Genomic DNA, 18,611 nt, shown 5'->3' on the forward strand with positions numbered 1-18,611 from the left:
AGGATCGCCGTGGCCGATTCGGCATACCTGCGCGCCCAGGCCGTCACCAAACGCTTCGGAAGCTTCACCGCGCTTCAGGATGTGAGTTTCGCCGCGGCCCGGGGGGAATTCATCTCCATCCTCGGCCCCAGCGGCTGCGGCAAAACCACCCTGCTGCGGGTGGTGGCCGGCCTGGAACGTCAGGACGCCGGCGAGATTTTTGTGGAAGGCCGGGACGTTTCCGCCCTGCCGGTATCCCGGCGGCGGGTGGGCATCGTCTTCCAGTCCTATGCCCTGTTCCCCAACCTGTCGGCCGCGGAAAACGTGGGCTATGGACTGAAGAACCGCAAGATGGACCGCGGGGCCCTCGCCCGCCGCGTGCAGGAACTGCTGGATCTGGTGGGCCTGCCCGGCATGGGCCGCAAATATCCGGCGCAGCTCTCCGGCGGCCAGCAGCAGCGCGTGGCCCTGGCGCGGGCCATGGCCCTTTCTCCGGATCTGCTGCTCCTCGACGAGCCCCTCTCCGCCCTGGACGCCAAAGTGCGCGTGATGCTGCGCGGCGAAATCCGGCAACTGCAAACCCGCCTGGGCGTGACCACCATCATGGTCACCCACGATCAGGAAGAGGCCCTGACCATGGCGGATCGCATCCTGGTCATGGATCACGGCGTGCTGGTGCAGGAAGGCCCGCCCCACGAGATTTACGAAAAGCCGGCCACGCCCTTTGTGGCGTCCTTCATCGGCGCCATGAACTTCCTGCCCATGGCCGTCCGGGAAAACGGGTCCCGCCTGCGCGCCGGCGCCATGACCCTGCACGCCGAGGACGTGGCCCGCATCGCCGAAGGTGCGGCAGCCACCGTGGCCATTCGCCCCGAGGACGTCAGACTGCTGGAACCCGCCCACGGCCAGCCCCCGGCCGATACACCCAACGTCTTTGATGCCCGCGTCAACAGCCTGGAATATCGCGGCTCCCTGTACCGGCTGCACCTGGGACTGCAGACGGGATCGCAGGCGGGGCTGTCCGGCGTCTCCCGCGAGGCGCACGACTGGGCCAGCCTGCATGCCGACGTGCCCGCTGCGGACTGCCGCCGTCTGGGCGTGCGCGAGGCCGACCGCATCCGCATCCAGCTGCCGGCAGACCGGCTGCACGTGTACGCCGGGCACGCGGCATCGGGCGCGGCATGAACACCGCCGAGCAGACCCTGACCGTGGCCTCGCCCATGCCGGGACGCACGTCCTGGCGTGCGGTGGATGTCGAACGCTGGCTCCGTCTGGCCTGCATCCTCGGGCTGTGCCTGTGGATGGTGGCCGTGGTGGTGCTGCCCCTGGCTTCCCTGCTGGGCAAAAGCCTGCAGGACCAGGCCGGCAGCTTTGTGGGCCTGGCCAACTTTGTGGAATACTTCAGCAACCCTGCCCTGTGGCGCTCCCTGGGCAACTCCGTGAGCGTGGCCGTGTGGACCACCGCCCTGGCCGTGCCCCTGGGCTTCGCCTACGCCTACGCCCTGACCCGCACCTGCCTGCCCGGCAAGGCCATCTTCCAGGCCGTGAGCATGCTGCCGCTGTTTGCCCCCACCCTGCTCAACGGCATCGCCCTGGTGTACCTGTTCGGCAAGAAGGGCCTCGTCACGCAGGGATTGTTCGGCCTGGTCCCTGGCGTGGACATCGGCCTGTATGGGCAGACGGGCATCGTCATTGCCGAGGCGATCTATGCCTTCCCGCAGGCGGCGCTCATCCTCACCGTGGCCCTGGGCATGACCGACGCCCGGCTGTACGAGGCCGCGGCGTCCATGGGCGCGTCCCACTGGCGGACGTTCTGCACCGTAACCCTGCCCGGCGTGAAGTACGGGCTGTTTTCGGCGATCATCGTCTGCTTTATCCTGGCCTTCACGGACTTCGGCGCGCCCAAGGTGGTGGGCGGCGGGTTCAACATCCTGGCCACGGACATCTACAAACAGGTGATCGGACAGCATAATTTCGTCATGGGGGCAGTGGTCAGCGTGGTGCTGCTCCTGCCCACGGTGGGGGCCTTCATCCTGGACCGCATCGTGCAGCGCCGGCAGGCCTCGCAGATCGCCGCGCGGTCCACGCCGCTGGTCGTCACGCCCCACCCCGTGCGGGACCGCCTGGCCCTGGCCCTGTGCCTGGGGGTGACGCTGCTGCTGGCCGTGTTCTACGGCACCGCCCTGCTGGCCGCCCTGGTGAAGGTCTGGCCGTACAACATGGAGCTGGGCTTCTGGCACTTCGCCTTTCGGGGCATGGGCGGCGGGGGCTATGCGGCCCTGTGGAACTCCATCCGCATGAGCCTGTATTCCGCCATCGTCGGCGCGTCCCTCACCTTTGCCAGCGCCTATCTCATCGAAAAGACACGCGGCCTGCGCGGAGTGCGGCAGGGGGCGTATTTTCTGTCCATCATCCCCCTGGCCCTGCCGGGACTGGTGATCGGCCTGGCGTACATCTTTTTCTTCAATGCGCCGTTCTTCAACCTGGCTGGGGTGCAGATCCCCAATCCCTTGAATGTGCTGTACGGGACCATGGGAATTCTGGTGCTGTGCAACATCGTCCACTTTTATACCGTGAGCTTTCTGACGGCCACCACGGCGCTCAAGCAGTTGGACAAGGAATTCGAGGCCGTTTCGGAATCCATGGCCGTGCCCTTCTACCGCACCTTTTTCCGCGTCACGGCGCCGGTATGTCTGCCGGCGGTGCTGGAAATCGGCATGTATTATTTCGTGAACTCCATGGCCACGGTCTCGGCGGTCATCTTCCTGTATTCCGCTGACATTCCGCTGGCCTCGGTGGCCATCGCCAACATGGACGACGCCGGGGACACCGCCCCCGCCGCCGCCATGGCCATGCTGGTGGTGGCCGTGAACATCCTCATCCGCATCCTGTACACCCTGGCCAGCCGGGGGGTGCAAGCCCGCAGCCGCCGCTGGGCGCTGCGATAAGGAGCCTCGCGCATGACCCTTCCCGTCTCCCGTCCCTATGCCGGCCCCTTGCAGGCCGTGGTGCTGGACTGGGCCGGCACGGCCGTGGATTACGGCTGCCTGGGGCCCGTGGATGTCTTTGTCCGCGCCTTTGCCCAGCATGACATTCCCGTCACCGTGGCCGAGGCCCGCGTGCCCATGGGGCTGAAGAAAATCGACCACGTGCGCGCCGTGCTGGCCATGCCGGCGGTGGCCGAGCGCGTGGCTGACATCAAGGGCCACCCGCCCACCGAAGCCGATGTGCTGGCCATCTACCACGACACCGAAGCCATGATGGTGGCGGCCATCGTCGATCATGCCGAACTCATCCCCGGCCTGCTGGACGCCGTGGCCGCCTTCCGGGCCATGGGCCTGAAAATCGGCACCTCCACCGGCTACACCTCGTCCATGATGGACGTCCTCGTGCCCCTGGCCCGGCGGCAGGGCTACACGCCCGATCTGGTGGTCTGCTCCACGGACGTGCCGGCCGGGCGGCCCTCCCCCTTCATGTGCTACAAGAACGCGCTGCTGCTGGAAGTCTATCCCCTGGAGGCCATGGTCAAGATCGGCGACACCCCCAGCGATGTCCAGGAGGGCCTGCACGCCGGCATGTGGACCATCGCCCTGACCCGCAGCGGCAACGAACTGGGCCTCTCCAAGGAAGACGCCGACGCCCTGCCCCCGGCGGAGCTCGCCGCCCGGCTGGCCGACATCGAAGCCCGCTTCCAGGCCCAAGGCGCGCATTATGTGGTCCAGACCATTGCCGACTGCCCCGCCGTGCTGGAAGACATCACCCGCCGCCTCGCCGCGGGCGAACGGCCGTAGAACAAGGACGGGCACCCGTGCGAGCAGCGACGCACCCTGACGATCTCGACCACAGCGAAGGGGACCTGAACAGCTCGCCGCACCGGCGGGCCTGGCAGGAGGCGATGCTTTCCCCCGAGGCCCGGGCGCTCCTGGACCGCGACGCCGCCGTCTTCCTGCACCAGTCCCTGTCCACCCCCTGTCTGGACGTGCTGACCGGGGCAACCGGCGCGCACCTGACCTCCCTGGATGGCAGAGACTTGCTGGATTTTCACGGCAATTCCGTCCACCAGCTGGGGCATGGGCATCCTCGCATCCTGGAGGCCCTGACGACGCAACTGGAGACGCTGGCTTTCTGCCCCCGCCGCTTCACCCATGCCGGGGCCGTAACGCTGGCCGAGCGCCTGACGCAACGCATGACCGAGGCCGACCCCCAAGGCGAGGCCTGGAAGCTGCTCCTGGCTCCTGGCGGCAGCCTGGCCGTGGGCATGGCCCTCAAGCTGGCCCGGCTGGCCACGGGCCGCTTCAAGTTCGTCTCTTGCTGGGGCGCGTTCCACGGCGCGTCCCTGGATGCGATTTCCGTGAGCGGCGAGGCCATCTTCCGGCAGGGCATCGGCCCGCTGCTGCCCAACTGCGGGCACGTTCCCGCCCCGGATCCCCGCCATTGCCTGCTGCGTCCGGATGGCGACTGCGCCGCCTGCAACCTGGCCTGCGCGCGGTATCTGGACGCCGTGTTCGAGCACGAGGGCGACGTGGCCGCCTTCATCGCCGAACCCATGCGCTGCACCACGGTGTCGCCGCCGCCGCCCGGCTACTGGCAGGCCGTGCGGCAAAGTTGCGACCGGCACGGGGTGTTGCTGATCTTCGACGAAATCCCCACCAGCCTGGGCCGCACCGGCCGGTTTTTCTGCTGGGAGCACTGGGGCGTGGCTCCGGACATGCTCCTGCTGGGCAAGGGCCTGGGCGGCGGCATCATGCCCCAGGCTGCCCTGCTGGCCCGCGCCGGGCTGGATGTGGTGGCCTCCGGCGCAGCGCCCCAGGCCGCCCTGGGGCATTACACCCATGAAAAAAGCCCCCTGGGCTGCGCCGCGGCCCTGGCCACGCTGGAGGTGCTGGAGCAGGAACAGCTGGTGGAACGCAGCCAGACCCTGGGACACCAGACCCTGGCGCGCCTGCAGGCCATGGTGGGCACCGTGCCCGGCGTGATCGCCGCCCGGGGCCTGGGCCTGCAGCTGGCCCTGGAGCTGGACAACGCCGGGTTGGCTGATCGTGTCCTGTATGAATGCCTGGCCCGCGGCCTGTCCTTCAAGGTCTCCGCCGGCACGGTGCTGACCCTCGCCCCGCCCCTGACCATCGCCGACGCCGACCTGCATCGCGCCCTGGACATCCTGGAGGCAGCCATCCGCCTGTGCGCCGGGCGTCCCTGAATCCGCGCAACCCTTATCCCTGCGAGCCTCGTCATGGACCTGATGGATCTCAGACACATTCCGGACAATCCCTACCTCCTGCTCACCCCCGGTCCCCTGAGCACCAGCAAGCGCGTGCGCGCCGCGCTGTTCCGGGACTGGTGCACCTGGGATGACGACTACAACGGCATTGTCCAGCTCGTGCGCGCGTCCCTGGCCAGACTGGCCACGGAGGAGGCCGCATCGGACATCTCCGCGGTGCTCATGCAGGGCAGCGGCACCTTCAGCGTGGAGGCGACCATCGGCACGGCCGTGCCCGAACACGGCGTGCTCCTGGTGCTGGCCAACGGCGCCTACGGCCGGCGCATCGCCCAGATTGCCGCCCGGCTGCATCTGAATCACCTGCTGCTGGAAAGCCCCGAGACCGCCCCGCCGGACCCGGAGCGCCTGCGGCAGACCCTGGCCGCGAATCCGGCCATCAGCCACGTGGCCGTGGTGCATTGCGAAACCACCACCGGCATGCTGAACCCGGTGGCGGCAATTGGTGAGATCGTCAAGGAATACGGCAAGGTGTTCATCGTGGACGCCATGAGCAGCTTTGGCGGCCTGCCCATGACATTGGACGCCATCCACGCGGATTTCCTCATCTCCTCAGCCAACAAATGCATCCAGGGCATCCCGGGCTTCGGCTTCGTTCTTGCCCGGCGGGCGGCGCTGGAGGCCTGCGCCGGGCAGGCGCGGTCCTTGTCGCTGGATCTGCACAGTCAGTGGAAGGAGATGGAGGACAAGGGCGGCAAGTGGCGCTACACCTCGCCCACGCATGCGGTGCGCGCCTTTGCCGAGGCCCTGGCCGAACTGGAGGACGAAGGCGGCGTGCCCGCCCGCCACGCCCGGTACGTAGAAAACCAGCGGCTGCTGGTGGAGGGCATGGCCGGCCTGGGCTTCACGCCCCTGCTGGCGCGGCCGCTGCAATCCCCTGTCATTACGGCCTTTCTTTCGCCCACGCACCCGACCTACGACTTCCGCCGCTTTTACGACCTGCTCAAGGCCCGCGGCTATGTCATCTATCCCGGCAAGGTCAGCGATGCGGACACCTTCCGCATCGGCACCATCGGCCACGTGTTTTCCGACGACGTGCTCGGTCTGCTGGCCGCCGTGTCGGCGTCCATGTACTGGCAGATGTAGCGCGGCGCATCCTTGGAACAAGGATCTTGCGAGAGGGGAAACCTTTTGCAAAAGGTTTCCCCCGAGAACTCCTTTCAACGACACCTTGCCCTAGCGAAAAGGATTCCCCAGGTCCTATCGTTTGTTGTCGCCGTCCAGCAGATTGCCCAGGGAACCGAGCACCGAGCCTTCGCCGCGGGCGCCGCCGCGCTGGGGCGCAGCCTGGAGCATGCGGCCGGCCAGACGGGAAAACGGGAGCGACTGCAACCAGATGCGTCCCGGACCGCGCAGGGTGGCAAAGAACAGCCCCTCCCCGCCGAAGAGGGCGGTCTTGATGTTGCCGGCCTGCTGAATGTCGAAGTCCACCTGCGGCTCAAAGGCCACCACGCAGCCCGTGTCCACGTGGAGCACCTCCCCCGCGGCCAGCTCCCGGGAAATCACGGTGCCGCCGGCGTGGATGAAGGCCATGCCGTCGCCTTCCAGCTTCTGCATGACGAAGCCCTCGCCGCCAAACAGGCCGGTGAGGATGCGTTTCTGAAAGAAGATGCCGATGCCCACGCCCCGGGCGGCACACAGGAAGCAGTCCTTCTGGCAGATGAGCGCGCCGTGGGCCTCGGCCAGATTCACGGGGATGATATTGCCCGGGAAGGGCGCGCCAAAGGCCATCACAGCCGGGGCGTGGCCGCGGTTGGTAAAGATGGTCATGAACATGCTTTCGCCGGTGAGCATGCGCTTGCCGGCACTCTTGAGCTTGTGCATGAAGCCGCCACCCGCGGCAGTGGCAGAGCCATCGCCAAAGATGGCCTGCATGTCGATAACGGCATCCTTGAACATCATGGCCCCGGCCTCGGCCACAATGGAGTCGCCCGGGGCAAGCTGCACTTCCACGAACTGCATCTCCGCGCCCTTGATCTCGTATTCGATCTTGTCCGCACCCCGGCCAATATGCATGCCCGGCGGCGGCGGCGTGGCCGGTCCCACGGGCCCCTCGTCGGACATCAGTTCCTCCACCTGATCCATGGGCAGCCAGTCGGAAAAGCCCTCGCGCCAGGTGTAGCCGGAGCTGTCCTCCCGGGCTCTGGCCCTGGCCTCGGCCAGGCTCATGGGGCCTTCCTGACTGCCGGCATAGCTCACATACCATTGGGACATGCGCGGTCCTCCTTTGAGGGGAACTTCGTGAATCAACCCCGCTTGAGGGCGCGGGCGGCGTTTGGATCAAGGCCCAGCCGGACCGCCAGGGCATCCAGAAAGGCGTGCTCGGCGGCGGTGTCGGCCACGATGGCCACGCAGGCGGCGGTGTAGATGGCCGTGGCCTGCTCGGGGGTGGCCGCCATGGCGGCGATTTCTTCAATGCCTCTGGGGTCGGCCAGTTCGCGATGCAGGAAGGCCGTCTCCTCGGGCGTGAGATGCAGCGCGTCCAGCCCGTTGAAGATGGCGGCGCGCTCCTGCCCGTCCAGACTGCCATCGGCCCAGGCGGCGGCGATCATGGCCCGCATGCAGGCCACGGCCGTGGAATCCGGCGCAGGGGCGGCGGGCGGCGGAGGCGGAACGGCCCGGGATGTTTGGGGCGGGGGCGGAGGCATTGGACGCGACGAGGCCTCGCGAGCACGCGGCTCGCCCAGATAGTGCTCTGCCGCCTCCCAGGCCAGGCCCAGCAAGGCAAGGCCAGTCGCCGCCTTCGTGCCGAACACGCCCCCGGACGAAAACAACTCCCCTGCCGGGGGAGTGCCCTTGAATCCTTGCCGCAGCATGCCCCCCAGGAGCTTTTCCGCATTGAACACGTTCATCCTCCGCCTGCTGACGTGGGTCGTTCGCACCTTGGGCACTATGACGCGCATTGTTAGCAGCGCCCCTGCAGTCTGTCCAGCCGTCTTCCGGCGCATGCAACATCCCGTGCGGCATCTTTGCAGCGCCGTTGTTGTGTGGTAGCGTCGGCACAACATGACCACTGCTCCATCCGCCCCGGGTGTTTCCCCTGCCGTCCCTGCGCCCCTCGTCTGCCTGCTGGGGGACGATGCCGCCGCCCTGGCCGCCACGCTGCAGGCCCTGGCCGCCGCGCCCGGCCCGCCCATCCCGCTGCTGCTGTGCGGGCACGGCATCGAGGCCGTTCCCCGGCCTGCCGACGCCGGGCTGGAGGCCCTGCCCACCCCCCTGGGACGCACCATCGGCCGCACCTGGCTCACGGCGCATCCCCTGGTGCGTCGGGCGCAGTGGGTGGTCTTTCTGGACGCCGGCCTGATCCCCCCGCCGGGCTGGCTGGAGCTGCTCTTCGCCGCGGTGGAGGCCTGCCCCGAGGCCCGCAGCTGGGGCTGCCGCGAGGCTGTGGACCGCCCCGGCCGGCTGGGGCTGGATCCGACGCACCCGCCGGCCTCGCCGGACATGTCCCGACTGGATGCAGCCGCCTTTACCCTGACGCCGCTGCCATCGGCTTCCGAAACTGGCGAAACTGGCGAAACTGGCGAAACTGGCGAAACTGGCGAAACTGGCAAAACCGGCAAAACCGGCGGAGCCTGCGGCCCCTGCCTGACCATGCCCGGCGGCTGCCGGCTCTTCCGCGGCGACCGCCTGCAGGAGGACGGCGGCTGGAATCTGGCCTTTGCCCCGGACGGCGAGGCCGACGTGGAACGCGATCTGGCCCTGGCCCTGCGGCATCATCGGCTGGCGTGCGCGTGTCAGGAGGCGCTGGTCATGAAGCCGACAATGCCGGCGGCGTCCTCCCGCCCCAATGCCTTCAAGCTGGCGCATCGGTTCTCTGCCGACGAGCTGGAAATCCTTGCCTCCCTCTCCCGAACATGCCACACGGCTTTTCCCGGAGCGACACCCCCATGCACGTAACACACCTCATCATCGGCGCCGGTCCCACGGGCCTGGGCGCGGGCTGGCGGCTCCACGAGCTGGGCGCGCGCGACTTTTTGCTGCTGGAGCGCGAAGCCCACGCCGGCGGGCTCTCGGCCAGCTTCACCGACGACGCCGGCTTCACCTGGGATCTGGGCGGGCATGTGGTCTTTTCCCATTACGACTATTTCGACCGCCTCCTGGATTCCCTGCTCGGCGAGGACCAGCTCTGGCACGAACGCATCGCCCGCGTGCGCATGGCCGACGGCTGGGTGCCCTACCCGTTCCAGAACAACATCCGCCACCTGCCGCCGGATCTGGCCTGGCGCTGCGTGGAAGGCCTGTTGCCGGGCAGGCGGCCCGAGGGCCGGCCGGAGAGTTTCCAGGACTGGATGCTGGCTGTCTTTGGCCAGGGCGTGGCCGATCTGTTCATGCTGCCGTACAATTTCAAGGTCTGGGCCACGCCGGCGGCGCGCATGTCCTGGCAGTGGATCGGCGAGCGCGTGAGCGTGGTGGATCTGGAACGCGTGGTCAAAAACATCGTCCTGCAACAGAATGACGTGAGCTGGGGCCCCAACAACAAGTTCCGCTTTCCCCTGCATGGCGGCACCGGCGAGATCTACCGCCGCCTGGCCCGGCGCATCGAGGACCGCATCCGCTACCAGACGCCGGTTGTCGCCCTGGATGCGACCACCCGCACCGTGCGCACCGCCGACGGGCAGCAGATCACCTACGACCACCTGCTGAGCACCGCGCCCCTGGATCTGCTGGTGCGGCAGTGGCTGGCCGAGGCCCCGCCGGCCCTGGTGGAGGCCGCCACCCTGCTGGAGCACAACGGCGTGGTGGTCTCGGGCATCGGCACGGATTCCCCCCGCGTGGATCCCACCTGCTGGATGTACTTCCCCGAGGCCAACTGCCCGTTCTATCGGCTCACGAATTTCCACAACTATTCCCCAAACAACGTGCCTGCGCCGGGCTGCAGGGGGCTGATGTGCGAGACGAGCTTCTCCGCCCACAAGCCGGAGCAGCTGGAGGCCGTTACCGCCGCCGCGGAGCAGGGCCTGCGCAACGTGCGGATGCTGGACCCCGACGCCGGCGTGCGCACCCGCTGGGAAGCCGTGCTGCCCTATGGGTATCCCGTGCCGACCCTGGGCCGGGATCGCGCCCTGGCCGCCATCCAGCCCTGGCTGGAAGCCCGGGAGATCTACTCCCGCGGCCGCTTCGGCGGCTGGCGCTACGAGGTGGCCAACATGGACCACAGCCTCATGCAGGGCGTGGAATGGGCCGACCGCATGCTCCAGTCCACCCCGGAAAAAACCTATACCATCCCGGAATGTTGACATGAACTCCACCGTATTCGCCGCCCGCCGGGACCGCCTGCGTCCCCTGCTTGCCGAAAAGGGGCTGGATGCCCTGCTCATCACCTACGCCGCCAACCGCTTCTACCTCTCCGGCTTCGAACTGTTCGACGGTCAGTGCAACGAAAGCTCGGGCTGGCTGCTCGTCCGGACCGACGGCCAGGACGCGCTGTTCACCGATCCGCGCTACGAGGACGAAGCCCTGCGCCACTGGCCGGCCGAGGGACTGGTGATCTACAGAGGCAACGAGCTGGACCGCCTGCCCGAGCTGGTGGCCTCCCGCCTGGCTCCCGGCGCGGTGGTGGGCGTGGAGGATGGCACCCTCAGCCTGCGCCAGGCCACCGCGCTGGGCAACGCCATGACCCTGCGCCCGGCCGAAGGCCTGGTGGAACGCCTGCGGCTGCACAAGAGCCCCGAGGAAATCGAGGCCATGCGCCAGGCCTGCGCATTGAACCACGCCGTCATGGTCCGGCTGCCGGATCTGCTCATTCCCGGCAAGACCGAACGCGAGCTGGCCTGGGACATCGAACAGCTGTTCCGCGGCATGGGCGCGTCGGGCCTGTCCTTCTCCACCATCGTGGGCGTGAACGGCAACGCCGCCCTGCCCCATGCCCGGCCCGACGAGACGCGCATTGAGGAAAACTGTCTGGTGCTGGTGGATACCGGCTGCCGCCTGAACCATTACTGCTCGGACCAGACCCGCGCCTTCTGGGTGGGCGACACGCCCTCGCCGCGCTTTCTGGAAGTCCTGGATCAGGTGCGCACGGCCCAGCAAAAGGCCCTGGACATCATGCGGCCCGGCGTGGCCCTGCTGGATGTGTACCTCGCCGCGCGCAACCACTTTGAATCCCTGGGCGTGGCCGACCGCTTCACCCATGGCCTGGGCCATGGCATCGGCCTGGAGACGCACGAAGCGCCGTCCCTGAACTCGCGCTCCAAAGGCGTGCTGGAACCGGGCATGGTCGTCACCGTGGAACCGGGCCTCTATTACCCGGGATGGGGCGGCATCCGCTGGGAATACATGGTGGTGGTAACCGAAGACGGCATCGATATTCTGTAATGCCGGAATCATGTTCCGCAAACCCCCATTCCATCATGCCCACATCTCCCACCAGGAATACGTGTGAACAGGACGCAGGGGAGCCACGTTCCACAGAACGGGGGTTCCCCTGCCGCTCCGGCCGCTGCTACCTGCGGCTGGCCGGGCGGGATGTCGCCATGGCCAAGTTTGAGCTGGAAGCCTTCGGGCATCTGGGCGTGTTGAGCGTTCTGGACCGCTGGGAGAGCGTGGCGGTGATCACCTATGCCCCGGGCATGCAGGCCATGCTGGCGCGCTATCTGGAGGCGCTGGCCGAGCTGATCTCGTTCGAGGTGCTCTACTGCCCGCCGGCCAAACCGGTCACCACGCCGCCCAGGCCGGCACATGCCGCCAGGACTCCTTGAGGGAGTCGTCCAGGCGTTTGTAGTCGGGCTCGCGGGCGGCCACCTCGCGCCAATAGGCCGGTGAATGGTTGCCGTGCAGGGCGTGGCACAGCTCATGGATGATGACGTAGCGCACGCACTCCGGCGGCAGGAACAGCAGGCAGCAGTTGAGGGAGACGGCGCCGCGGCTGGAGCGGCTGCCCCAGCGTGTCTTCTGCCGGCCCACGCGCACGGCCGTCACCGGCAGCCGCAGTTCCTCGGCCAGGGCCTTGCACCAGGGAACCAGATGGACGCGCCCGGCCTTCAGCAGCCAATGACGCAACAACTGCACGCAGGTCTCCACATCCTCGGTCCGGCCGCGGAAGGTCAGCACGCCGTCGCGCTCCCTGAGAGTCAGGCGGCGGGGGTCTCCAGGCTGGCACTGCACCGGGCACTCGCGCTGCACGGCGGCCAGGTGCACCCGATGCGGCAAGATGGGAGTATCGAAGAGCTGGCCGCGAGCCCGCAATTCCCGCAGGGCGTTGATGGCCCACTCCGCCTGCTGCTGCACGGCCAGCCGGGCAAAGGATGGGTCCACCCCGCGCGGCAGCACCACGGTGAGCCCGGCGCCGGGCACCACCTTGAGCAGGATGCGCCGGGCGCGGGTGCTTTCCCGGATGTGAAAGGCTGGCAGTTCCTCATGCATGCCCTCTCCTAATCGCAACGACGGCATGTGACAAGATGGTGCAGGGGGTTGACGCCGTGGCCCGGCAGGATCACAAGCCCCTTCATGAACACCATTGCATCCGTCTGCGTCTTTTGCGGCGCCAATCCTGGCAATTCCCCAGCCTATCTTGATTCTTCCAAACACCTTGGCCGGTTGCTGGCCCGGCGGGGCATCACCCTGGTATACGGCGGGGCCAGCGTGGGCTGCATGGGCGCCGTGGCCGACGCCGCCCTGGACGCCGGGGGCCGGGTGGTGGGCATCATCCCCCGGTCCTTGTGGGAAAAGGAAATCGGCCATCCTGGCCTCACCGAGCTGCTGGTGGTGGATTCCATGCACGAGCGCAAGGCCGCCATGGCTGCCCACAGCGACGCCTTCATCGCCCTGCCCGGCGGCGTGGGCACGCTGGAGGAATTCTTCGAGGTCATGACCTGGTCCCAGCTCGGCTTCCACCACAAGCCCTGCGGCCTGTTGAACGTGGGCGGCTATTACGACGGCCTGGCCGCCTTCCTGGACCACGCCGTGACCCAGGGTTTTCTCAAGGAACCCCACCGGCGCATTGCCCTGACAGATGCCGACCCCGAAGCCCTGCTGGAGGCCTTTGCCCGCTGGATTCCCCCGCGCACGGGCAAGTGGATCGAAAAGCCCGAGCAGCTCTGAATCCTGGCGCACTGGTGGAAATCCCCAACGCCCGGCCCGGACGGGGGATTGTCATGCATTTGTCATCATGCAGGCGTACAGCAAGAGGGGTTTTCCACCTGCATCAGGGCAAGCGCAATGTCGAGTATACTTTCCTCCATGCACGCGCTGGCGGCAAGCGCATGGGTGATGGCCGGCTGCCTGTTGCTGGTGCCCATCTCCGGCGCGTTGCTGTGGCGCACGCGCCGGCTGACGGCCCGGCTCAGGCGGGCGCATTCCAATCTCATGATTCAGCATGTGGAAATCATCCGCCACCGCGAGCAGTTGGGCACGGTGCTGGGAGCCATGACCAGCCTGGTGGTGGAGGTGGACAACCGCGGCACAGCCCTGCGGGTGCACCCCACAGCCTCCCCGTACCGGACAGCCACGCCCGCCAACGGCGCGGCCCTGTCGAGTTTCTTCCCCCTGACGGACCCGCAGGCCCTGCCGCGCATGCTGGAAGCTGCCCACCGCTCCGGCACGCCGCAGCAGGCCGAGCTGGAGGTATGCTTCCACGAGGAATCCCGGTGGTTCTTCGTCACCGTCTCCTGCATTGATGACGGCCGCCACCTGCTGGTGGCCCGGGACATGACGCCCCTGCACGACGCCCGGCGCGCCATGGCCCGGCAGGAACGTCTGCATGCCGCCCTGGTGCAGCACGCGGCAGATGGTGTGGCCGTGGTGGACGCCGAAGGCGCCATCAACTACCTGTCGCCGGGCATGCATGCCGCCCTGGGCCTGCAGACCCCGCCACCGCAGGGTGTTGGCTTTGAAACCCTGCTGGCCGGGGACGATCAGGACGCCTTCCTGCGCCAGATGGCCGTGGTGCTGCCGCAACCCGGCAAGACAGCCCGCTTTGAAACACAAATCCTGAAGGCCTGCGGCGATGACGCCATCCTGGAAATTCACGCCGCCAACCTGCTGCACGAACCCGACGTGGCCGGCGTGGTGCTCAACTGCCGCGACATCACCTGCCAGCGCCGCTACCAGGAAGAGCTGCGCCGCCAGGCCTTCTGCGATCCCCTCACCGGCCTGGCCAACCGCCCCCTGTTCATGGATCGCCTGGAACATGCCATGGCCCGCATGGCCCGCAAGGAAACCTACAGCTACGCCGTGCTGGCCATCGACCTGGACCGCTTCAAGCGCGTGAACGAGAGCCTGGGCCACGACAATGGCGACCAGCTCCTCCTGCGCGTGGGGCAGATCCTCAAGGGATGCATGCGCAAGGTGGACACCCTGGCCCGGCTGCAAGGGGACGACTTTGTGGTGCTGCTGGATGAAATCGGCGACAAGCTGGAAGTCATCCGCGTGGCCGTGCGCATCCGGGACGCCCTGGCCCAGCCGCATCTGGTGGACGGTGTGGAGATTTCCCTGCGCTCCAGCGTGGGCATCGTCTACGGCGACTATACCTGCACCTGCCCGGAACAGGTGCTGCGGGATGCCGAAACGGCCCTGCGCTGGGCCAAAACCCATGGCTGCGATGGCTACAAGGTCTTCCACGCCGCCATGCACAAGCAGACCATGGCCCAGCTGGAGATGGAGGCAGACATCCGCAAGGGCCTGGATCGCAACGAATTTTCCCTCCATTATCAGCCCATCGTCTCCCTGGAGACCAACCGCGTGGTGGGCATGGAGGCGCTCTTGCGCTGGAACCATCCCCTGCGCGGAGCCATCCCGCCCATGCAGTTCATCCCCGTGGCCGAGGAAAGCGGGCTCATCGTCCCCCTGGGGGAACGGGTGCTCACCCTGGCTCTGGCGCAGGCGGTGCGGGTGCGGGCGCTGCTGGGGGAGCAGCCGTTTTATGTGTCCGTCAACCTCTCACCGCGCCAGCTCGTGCACAAGGAACTGTCCACCATGGTGCAGCGGGCGCTGGAGCGGGCCCGGCTGCCGGCAGGCGTGCTCAAGCTGGAGGTGACGGAAAGTCTGGTGATGGAAAACCCGGCCCAGGCCCGGGCCATCCTCAAGGATCTGCAGGACCTGGGCTGCCGTCTGGCCATCGACGACTTCGGCACCGGCTATTCCTCCCTCAGCCACCTGTGCCAGTATCCCTTCGATACCTTGAAGATCGACCGCAGCTTCGTCTCGCTGCTGGAGGATTCCAACCTGCGGCACGAAGGCATCGTCCAGGCCATCCTGCACATGGCCCAAAGCCTGGATATGCATGTGGTGGCCGAAGGCATCGAGACGCCGGCCCAGATCCAGACCCTCACCCGCCTGGGCTGCCGCACCGGGCAGGGGTACTTTTTCGCCAGTCCCATGGATGCGCCCTCCCTGGAAGCCTTCCTGACCAGGACGCCGTGCGTCCCTGCGCTCCCGGCCATCCTCGCCCATCCCTCCCTGCCGTGCGCCCATGAGTAGCCAGCCACTCCGCCATGCGCCGCCCGACGGCCGCCGCCCGGCGGCCCGCCTGCCGTCACGATGAAACAAGGAGTCGCCATGCGCAACAGACATCAGCCCAGCCCGCCATCTGCAGACTCCGCCGCGCCTCTCGCCTCGCCCGTCTTCCGCAAGACCGAGCCGCAGACCTCGGCGTGCGGCTTCATCTCCCTGCAGGCCTTGCACCAGCTGGAGCATGCCGCCCATGCCGGCGCGGTGGGGCTGCTGTATGTGGATGTGGAGGACTTCTTCCTGCTGGTGGGTGGCCTGGGAGAGGACGCCGGCTATTCCCTGCTGGAATCCCTGCAGCGCGAAACACGGGACCGCTTTCATCTGCAGTATCCCGACGGCCGCATCCTGGCCGTGGAGCCGGTGGGGGTGTCCGGGTTTGTCTTGTTCTTTCATCAGGCAGAGGAAAACCCGCTCAAGGCCGTCAACGCCTTCGCCACCCTGCGCTTCACCCTGCAGGAGGCCATGCAGCTGCGCCACGCCCAGGCCCTGGGCCGGGAATTCCGGCTGCTGGTGGGACAATCCTTCCTGCGCCGTCAGAACGGCGAACCCCTGGACAAGTGCCTGTTCCGCGCCTTTTGCGAGGCCCAACGCATGGCCCACATCCGCCCGGACTCCGACCAGTTCAGCCTGCACCGCGAATTCGTCCGCGTGATGGAAACCGGCGGCGTGGCCGTGCTGTTTCAGCCGGTCATCGATTTCGCCACGGGCGAAACCCTCGGCTGGGAGGCCCTGACCCGCGGGCCCGTGGCCGGACCGCTCTTCGACGCCGCCACCCTCTTTCGCTTCGCCCTGGACGCCGGCGAAGTCGTGGCCCTGGACCGGCTGTGCCGGCGCAAGGCCATCGAGCACTTCGCCACCGCCCGGCACGCCATGCCGGCCCTGCTCGCAGACCGCAAGCTCTTCCTGAACGTCCATGCCGCCTCCCTGCAGCAGCATGCCGAGCTCTTTGAGGACGCCTGCACCCTGCTCCGGCAAAAAGGCCTCTCCCCGCGCGATGTGGTGGTGGAACTCAGCGAGCGCCAATGCCAGAAAGACCCGGACCTGCTCCTGCGCAAGCTGGAAACCTGCCGGGAATACGGCTTCCGCGTGGCCCTGGACGACGTGGGCGCCGGCAACACCAGCCTGCAGTTGTTGTCCATGTCGCGGCCGGACTTCATCAAGGTGGACATCTCCCTGACCTCGGGCATCGACACCAACCCCTTCAAGCGGGTGATGGTGGAAACCCTGGTGCTGCTGGCCGGCAAGTTCGGCGGCGCGGTGCTGGCCGAAGGCGTGGAGAGCGATACCGAATTCTCCAGTCTGGTGTCCATGGGCGTCACGGCCGGCCAGGGCTACCTGTTCTGCCGTCCCGTCCCGGGCTTCGAATCGCCCCAGGTGCCCATTCCGGCCAAGGCCAGCTTGCAGGAGGTGGGCCGGGCCAATGTGCAGTGCTCCACGCCCATTGCCGAACTGGTGCAGGAGGCCGTCACCGCGCCACCCCACGCCCTGGTCAAGGACGTCAAGGAACAACTGCTCAAGGAAGCGGGAGACAAAGGCGCCATCTCCAGCCTGGTGGTGCTTTCCCATGCCACACCCCTGGGGCTGGTGATGTGCTACAGCCTGGACCGCAAGCTCGGCACCCGCTACGGCGTGTCTCTCTACTACCAGCGGTCCGTGGACCGCATCATGGACCCCCACCCCTTGATCGTGGACGGCAGCCTGCCCCTGGAAGACGTGGCCAAGGCCGCCATGGACCGGCCGCAGGAACACATCTATGACGACATCATCGTCACCAAAAACGGCCAGCTGGCCGGCGTGGTCTCGGTGCAGCGCATGCTGGACACCCTGACCCAGGTGCAGGTGGAGCTGGCCAAGGGATCCAATCCCCTCACCGGCCTGCCGGGCAACGTGGCCATTGAGCAGGAAATCGAGCGCCGCATCCGCCAGCAGACGCCCTCCAGCCTGCTCTACGTGGACCTGGACAACTTCAAGGTCTACAACGATGTGTACGGCTTCAACAATGGCGACCGCATTATCATGTCCACGGCCAAGACCCTCAAGGACGCCGTGCAGCAGCACGGCCGCTCCGAAGACTTCATCGGCCACATCGGCGGGGACGATTTTCTGATCATCGCCCGGCAGGATCGCGCCGACGCCATCGCCAACGCCGCCGCGGCCGCCTTCGGTCAGGCCGTGCTGGAACACTATACCGAGGAAGACCGGGCCAGGGGCTACATCGAAGCCAAAGGACGCGACGGCCAGCCCGGCCGCTTCCCCATGGTCTCGGCCTCCATCGGCATCCTGGACATCGCCTTCGACGTACCCTTCACCATGGCGGAACTGGGCCAGCGGGCAGCGGAAATCAAGAAGTTCGCCAAGTCAAAACCTGGCAACTCCGTGGTCCGGGACCGCCGGGCCGCAGTCGGTGCAGTGAGCGCAGCCGGCGCAAGGTAAGGGGTGCTTGTGGTTCGCTGCAGCACGTTGTTTTTGAAAAGAACTCTCAGAGGAAGAACCTTCCTAAAGAAAGGTTCTTCCGGCCTTCAAGAGCCGGCCCCCTTTCCAAAGANAACCTTTTGCAAAAAGGTTTCCCCTCTCGCAATGTTTTTTCTCAAAATTAAAATGCCCTAAGGCCGGTCAGGTCCGGCGCAAAAAGTCCCACCACAGGCGGAACTGGTGGAACCGCTCGGCCTCTTCGTGCGTCTGGCACTGGACGTGAAGATGGTCGATGATGGCGTCAAATTCGTCATGCGTGAAGTGCATGTCGTGTTCGCGCAGGATCGCCTCCCGCGCCTCCTGGCCCGGGGCCTTGGCCAGGGCGAGTTTGAGCGCCTCGTCAGTGCGAATGGCGACCATCAGTCGCCGGACATTGTCCATGGCCATGGGGGTGCTCCTTGCTGCAGTCTCGCGGCCGCCTGATTGACGTCGTGTC

16 protein-coding genes are annotated in these 18,611 nt (G+C 67.2%); 12 read left to right on the forward strand and 4 right to left on the reverse strand.

The features are described from left to right. Positions 1 to 9 precede the first annotated feature (9 nt). Genes DGI_RS03675 through phnW form a run of 5 tightly spaced genes read left to right on the forward strand, consistent with a single transcriptional unit; the run spans position 10 to position 6,340 of the window. Positions 10 to 1,164: a putative 2-aminoethylphosphonate ABC transporter ATP-binding protein gene (locus DGI_RS03675; protein WP_021759353.1), complete on the forward strand. Its 1,155-nt coding sequence runs from the start codon at positions 10 to 12 to the stop codon at positions 1,162 to 1,164. Then, positions 1,161 to 2,927, forward strand: a complete 1,767-nt coding sequence (locus DGI_RS03680; protein WP_021759354.1) for a putative 2-aminoethylphosphonate ABC transporter permease subunit — start codon at positions 1,161 to 1,163, stop codon at positions 2,925 to 2,927. Before DGI_RS03675 ends, DGI_RS03680 begins: the two co-directional genes overlap by 4 nt. Positions 2,928 to 2,939: 12 nt before the next feature. Further along, positions 2,940 to 3,770 carry a phosphonoacetaldehyde hydrolase gene (phnX, locus tag DGI_RS03685; RefSeq protein ID WP_021759355.1) on the forward strand — a complete coding sequence of 277 codons (831 nt, stop codon included), beginning with the start codon at positions 2,940 to 2,942 and terminating at the stop codon, positions 3,768 to 3,770. Between the two features lie 17 nt (positions 3,771 to 3,787). Continuing rightward, entirely contained in the window at positions 3,788 to 5,176 is a 1,389-nt protein-coding gene (pbfA, locus tag DGI_RS03690) for a (R)-1-hydroxy-2-aminoethylphosphonate ammonia-lyase (RefSeq protein ID WP_021759356.1), read from the forward strand. A gap of 33 nt (positions 5,177 to 5,209) precedes the next feature. Then, positions 5,210 to 6,340, forward strand: a complete 1,131-nt coding sequence (phnW, locus tag DGI_RS03695) for a 2-aminoethylphosphonate--pyruvate transaminase (protein WP_456152269.1) — start codon at positions 5,210 to 5,212, stop codon at positions 6,338 to 6,340. A gap of 114 nt (positions 6,341 to 6,454) precedes the next feature. On the opposite strand, the gene DGI_RS03700 is transcribed toward phnW, so the two are convergent. Together DGI_RS03700 and DGI_RS18665 are read right to left on the reverse strand one after the other, a co-directional pair. After that, positions 6,455 to 7,468, reverse strand: a complete 1,014-nt coding sequence (locus tag DGI_RS03700) for a TIGR00266 family protein (RefSeq protein WP_027192784.1) — start codon at positions 7,466 to 7,468, stop codon at positions 6,455 to 6,457. 32 nt (positions 7,469 to 7,500) lie between these two features. Beyond that, the gene (locus tag DGI_RS18665) at positions 7,501 to 8,106 is read right to left on the reverse strand and encodes a DUF533 domain-containing protein (RefSeq protein ID WP_051286189.1); all 606 of its coding nucleotides are present in this window, start codon (positions 8,104 to 8,106) and stop codon (positions 7,501 to 7,503) included. A 154-nt stretch (positions 8,107 to 8,260) separates the two neighbouring features. Here DGI_RS18665 and DGI_RS18670 point away from each other — a divergent pair, with 154 nt between their 5' ends. The 4 genes from DGI_RS18670 to DGI_RS19390 are packed head-to-tail and all read left to right on the forward strand — an operon-like array spanning position 8,261 to position 11,955. Next, a complete protein-coding gene (locus tag DGI_RS18670) occupies positions 8,261 to 9,154 on the forward strand; it encodes a glycosyl transferase (protein ID WP_021759359.1) in 894 nt (297 codons plus the stop codon). Further along, positions 9,145 to 10,494: a protoporphyrinogen/coproporphyrinogen oxidase gene (locus DGI_RS03715; protein ID WP_021759360.1), complete on the forward strand. Its 1,350-nt coding sequence runs from the start codon at positions 9,145 to 9,147 to the stop codon at positions 10,492 to 10,494. Before DGI_RS18670 ends, DGI_RS03715 begins: the two co-directional genes overlap by 10 nt. 1 nt (position 10,495) lies before the next feature. Next, complete coding sequence (locus tag DGI_RS03720; protein WP_021759361.1) at positions 10,496 to 11,572, forward strand: M24 family metallopeptidase; 1,077 nt, start codon at positions 10,496 to 10,498, stop codon at positions 11,570 to 11,572. A gap of 35 nt (positions 11,573 to 11,607) precedes the next feature. Continuing rightward, positions 11,608 to 11,955, forward strand: a complete 348-nt coding sequence (locus DGI_RS19390; RefSeq protein ID WP_021759362.1) for a DUF4911 domain-containing protein — start codon at positions 11,608 to 11,610, stop codon at positions 11,953 to 11,955. On the opposite strand, the gene DGI_RS03730 is transcribed toward DGI_RS19390, so the two are convergent. Beyond that, a complete protein-coding gene (locus tag DGI_RS03730; RefSeq protein WP_021759363.1) occupies positions 11,912 to 12,619 on the reverse strand; it encodes a M48 family metallopeptidase in 708 nt (235 codons plus the stop codon). The two genes, DGI_RS19390 and DGI_RS03730, sit on opposite strands and share 44 nt — an antisense overlap. A 93-nt stretch (positions 12,620 to 12,712) precedes the next feature. On the opposite strand from DGI_RS03730, the gene DGI_RS03735 reads away from it, so the two are divergent. The 3 genes from DGI_RS03735 to DGI_RS03745 all read left to right on the forward strand — a co-directional run bounded on the left by DGI_RS03735 (position 12,713) and on the right by DGI_RS03745 (position 18,136). After that, positions 12,713 to 13,297 carry an LOG family protein gene (locus DGI_RS03735; RefSeq protein ID WP_027192781.1) on the forward strand — a complete coding sequence of 195 codons (585 nt, stop codon included), beginning with the start codon at positions 12,713 to 12,715 and terminating at the stop codon, positions 13,295 to 13,297. Between the two features lie 117 nt (positions 13,298 to 13,414). Further along, positions 13,415 to 15,673 carry a putative bifunctional diguanylate cyclase/phosphodiesterase gene (locus tag DGI_RS03740; RefSeq protein WP_021759365.1) on the forward strand — a complete coding sequence of 753 codons (2,259 nt, stop codon included), beginning with the start codon at positions 13,415 to 13,417 and terminating at the stop codon, positions 15,671 to 15,673. A gap of 78 nt (positions 15,674 to 15,751) precedes the next feature. Then, positions 15,752 to 18,136 (forward strand): GGDEF domain-containing protein, encoded by a 2,385-nt coding sequence (locus tag DGI_RS03745; protein ID WP_021759366.1) that lies wholly within the window; start codon positions 15,752 to 15,754, stop codon positions 18,134 to 18,136. A gap of 180 nt (positions 18,137 to 18,316) precedes the next feature. Here the strand turns inward: DGI_RS03745 and DGI_RS03750 are convergent, their stop codons facing one another. Beyond that, positions 18,317 to 18,562, reverse strand: coding sequence for a Nif11-like leader peptide family natural product precursor (locus tag DGI_RS03750; RefSeq protein WP_021759367.1), 246 nt, complete (start codon positions 18,560 to 18,562; stop codon positions 18,317 to 18,319). Positions 18,563 to 18,611: the final 49 nt, after the last annotated feature.

Source organism: Megalodesulfovibrio gigas DSM 1382 = ATCC 19364, assembly GCF_000468495.1.
GTDB lineage: Bacteria > Desulfobacterota > Desulfovibrionia > Desulfovibrionales > Desulfovibrionaceae > Megalodesulfovibrio > Megalodesulfovibrio gigas.

Coding starts and splice junctions, on each gene's coding strand:
- DGI_RS03745 (WP_021759366.1), top strand. CDS start 15,752: ATGCGCAACAGACATCAGCCCAGCCCGCCATCTGCAGACTCCGCCGCG.
- DGI_RS18670 (WP_021759359.1), top strand. CDS start 8,261: ATGACCACTGCTCCATCCGCCCCGGGTGTTTCCCCTGCCGTCCCTGCG.
- DGI_RS03680 (WP_021759354.1), top strand. CDS start 1,161: ATGAACACCGCCGAGCAGACCCTGACCGTGGCCTCGCCCATGCCGGGA.
- phnX (WP_021759355.1), top strand. CDS start 2,940: ATGACCCTTCCCGTCTCCCGTCCCTATGCCGGCCCCTTGCAGGCCGTG.
- DGI_RS03720 (WP_021759361.1), top strand. CDS start 10,496: ATGAACTCCACCGTATTCGCCGCCCGCCGGGACCGCCTGCGTCCCCTG.
- DGI_RS19390 (WP_021759362.1), top strand. CDS start 11,608: ATGCCCACATCTCCCACCAGGAATACGTGTGAACAGGACGCAGGGGAG.
- DGI_RS03750 (WP_021759367.1), bottom strand. CDS start 18,562: ATGGCCATGGACAATGTCCGGCGACTGATGGTCGCCATTCGCACTGAC.
- DGI_RS03700 (WP_027192784.1), bottom strand. CDS start 7,468: ATGTCCCAATGGTATGTGAGCTATGCCGGCAGTCAGGAAGGCCCCATG.
- DGI_RS03740 (WP_021759365.1), top strand. CDS start 13,415: ATGTCGAGTATACTTTCCTCCATGCACGCGCTGGCGGCAAGCGCATGG.
- DGI_RS03715 (WP_021759360.1), top strand. CDS start 9,145: ATGCACGTAACACACCTCATCATCGGCGCCGGTCCCACGGGCCTGGGC.
- phnW (WP_456152269.1), top strand. CDS start 5,210: ATGGACCTGATGGATCTCAGACACATTCCGGACAATCCCTACCTCCTG.
- DGI_RS18665 (WP_051286189.1), bottom strand. CDS start 8,106: ATGAACGTGTTCAATGCGGAAAAGCTCCTGGGGGGCATGCTGCGGCAA.
- DGI_RS03730 (WP_021759363.1), bottom strand. CDS start 12,619: ATGCATGAGGAACTGCCAGCCTTTCACATCCGGGAAAGCACCCGCGCC.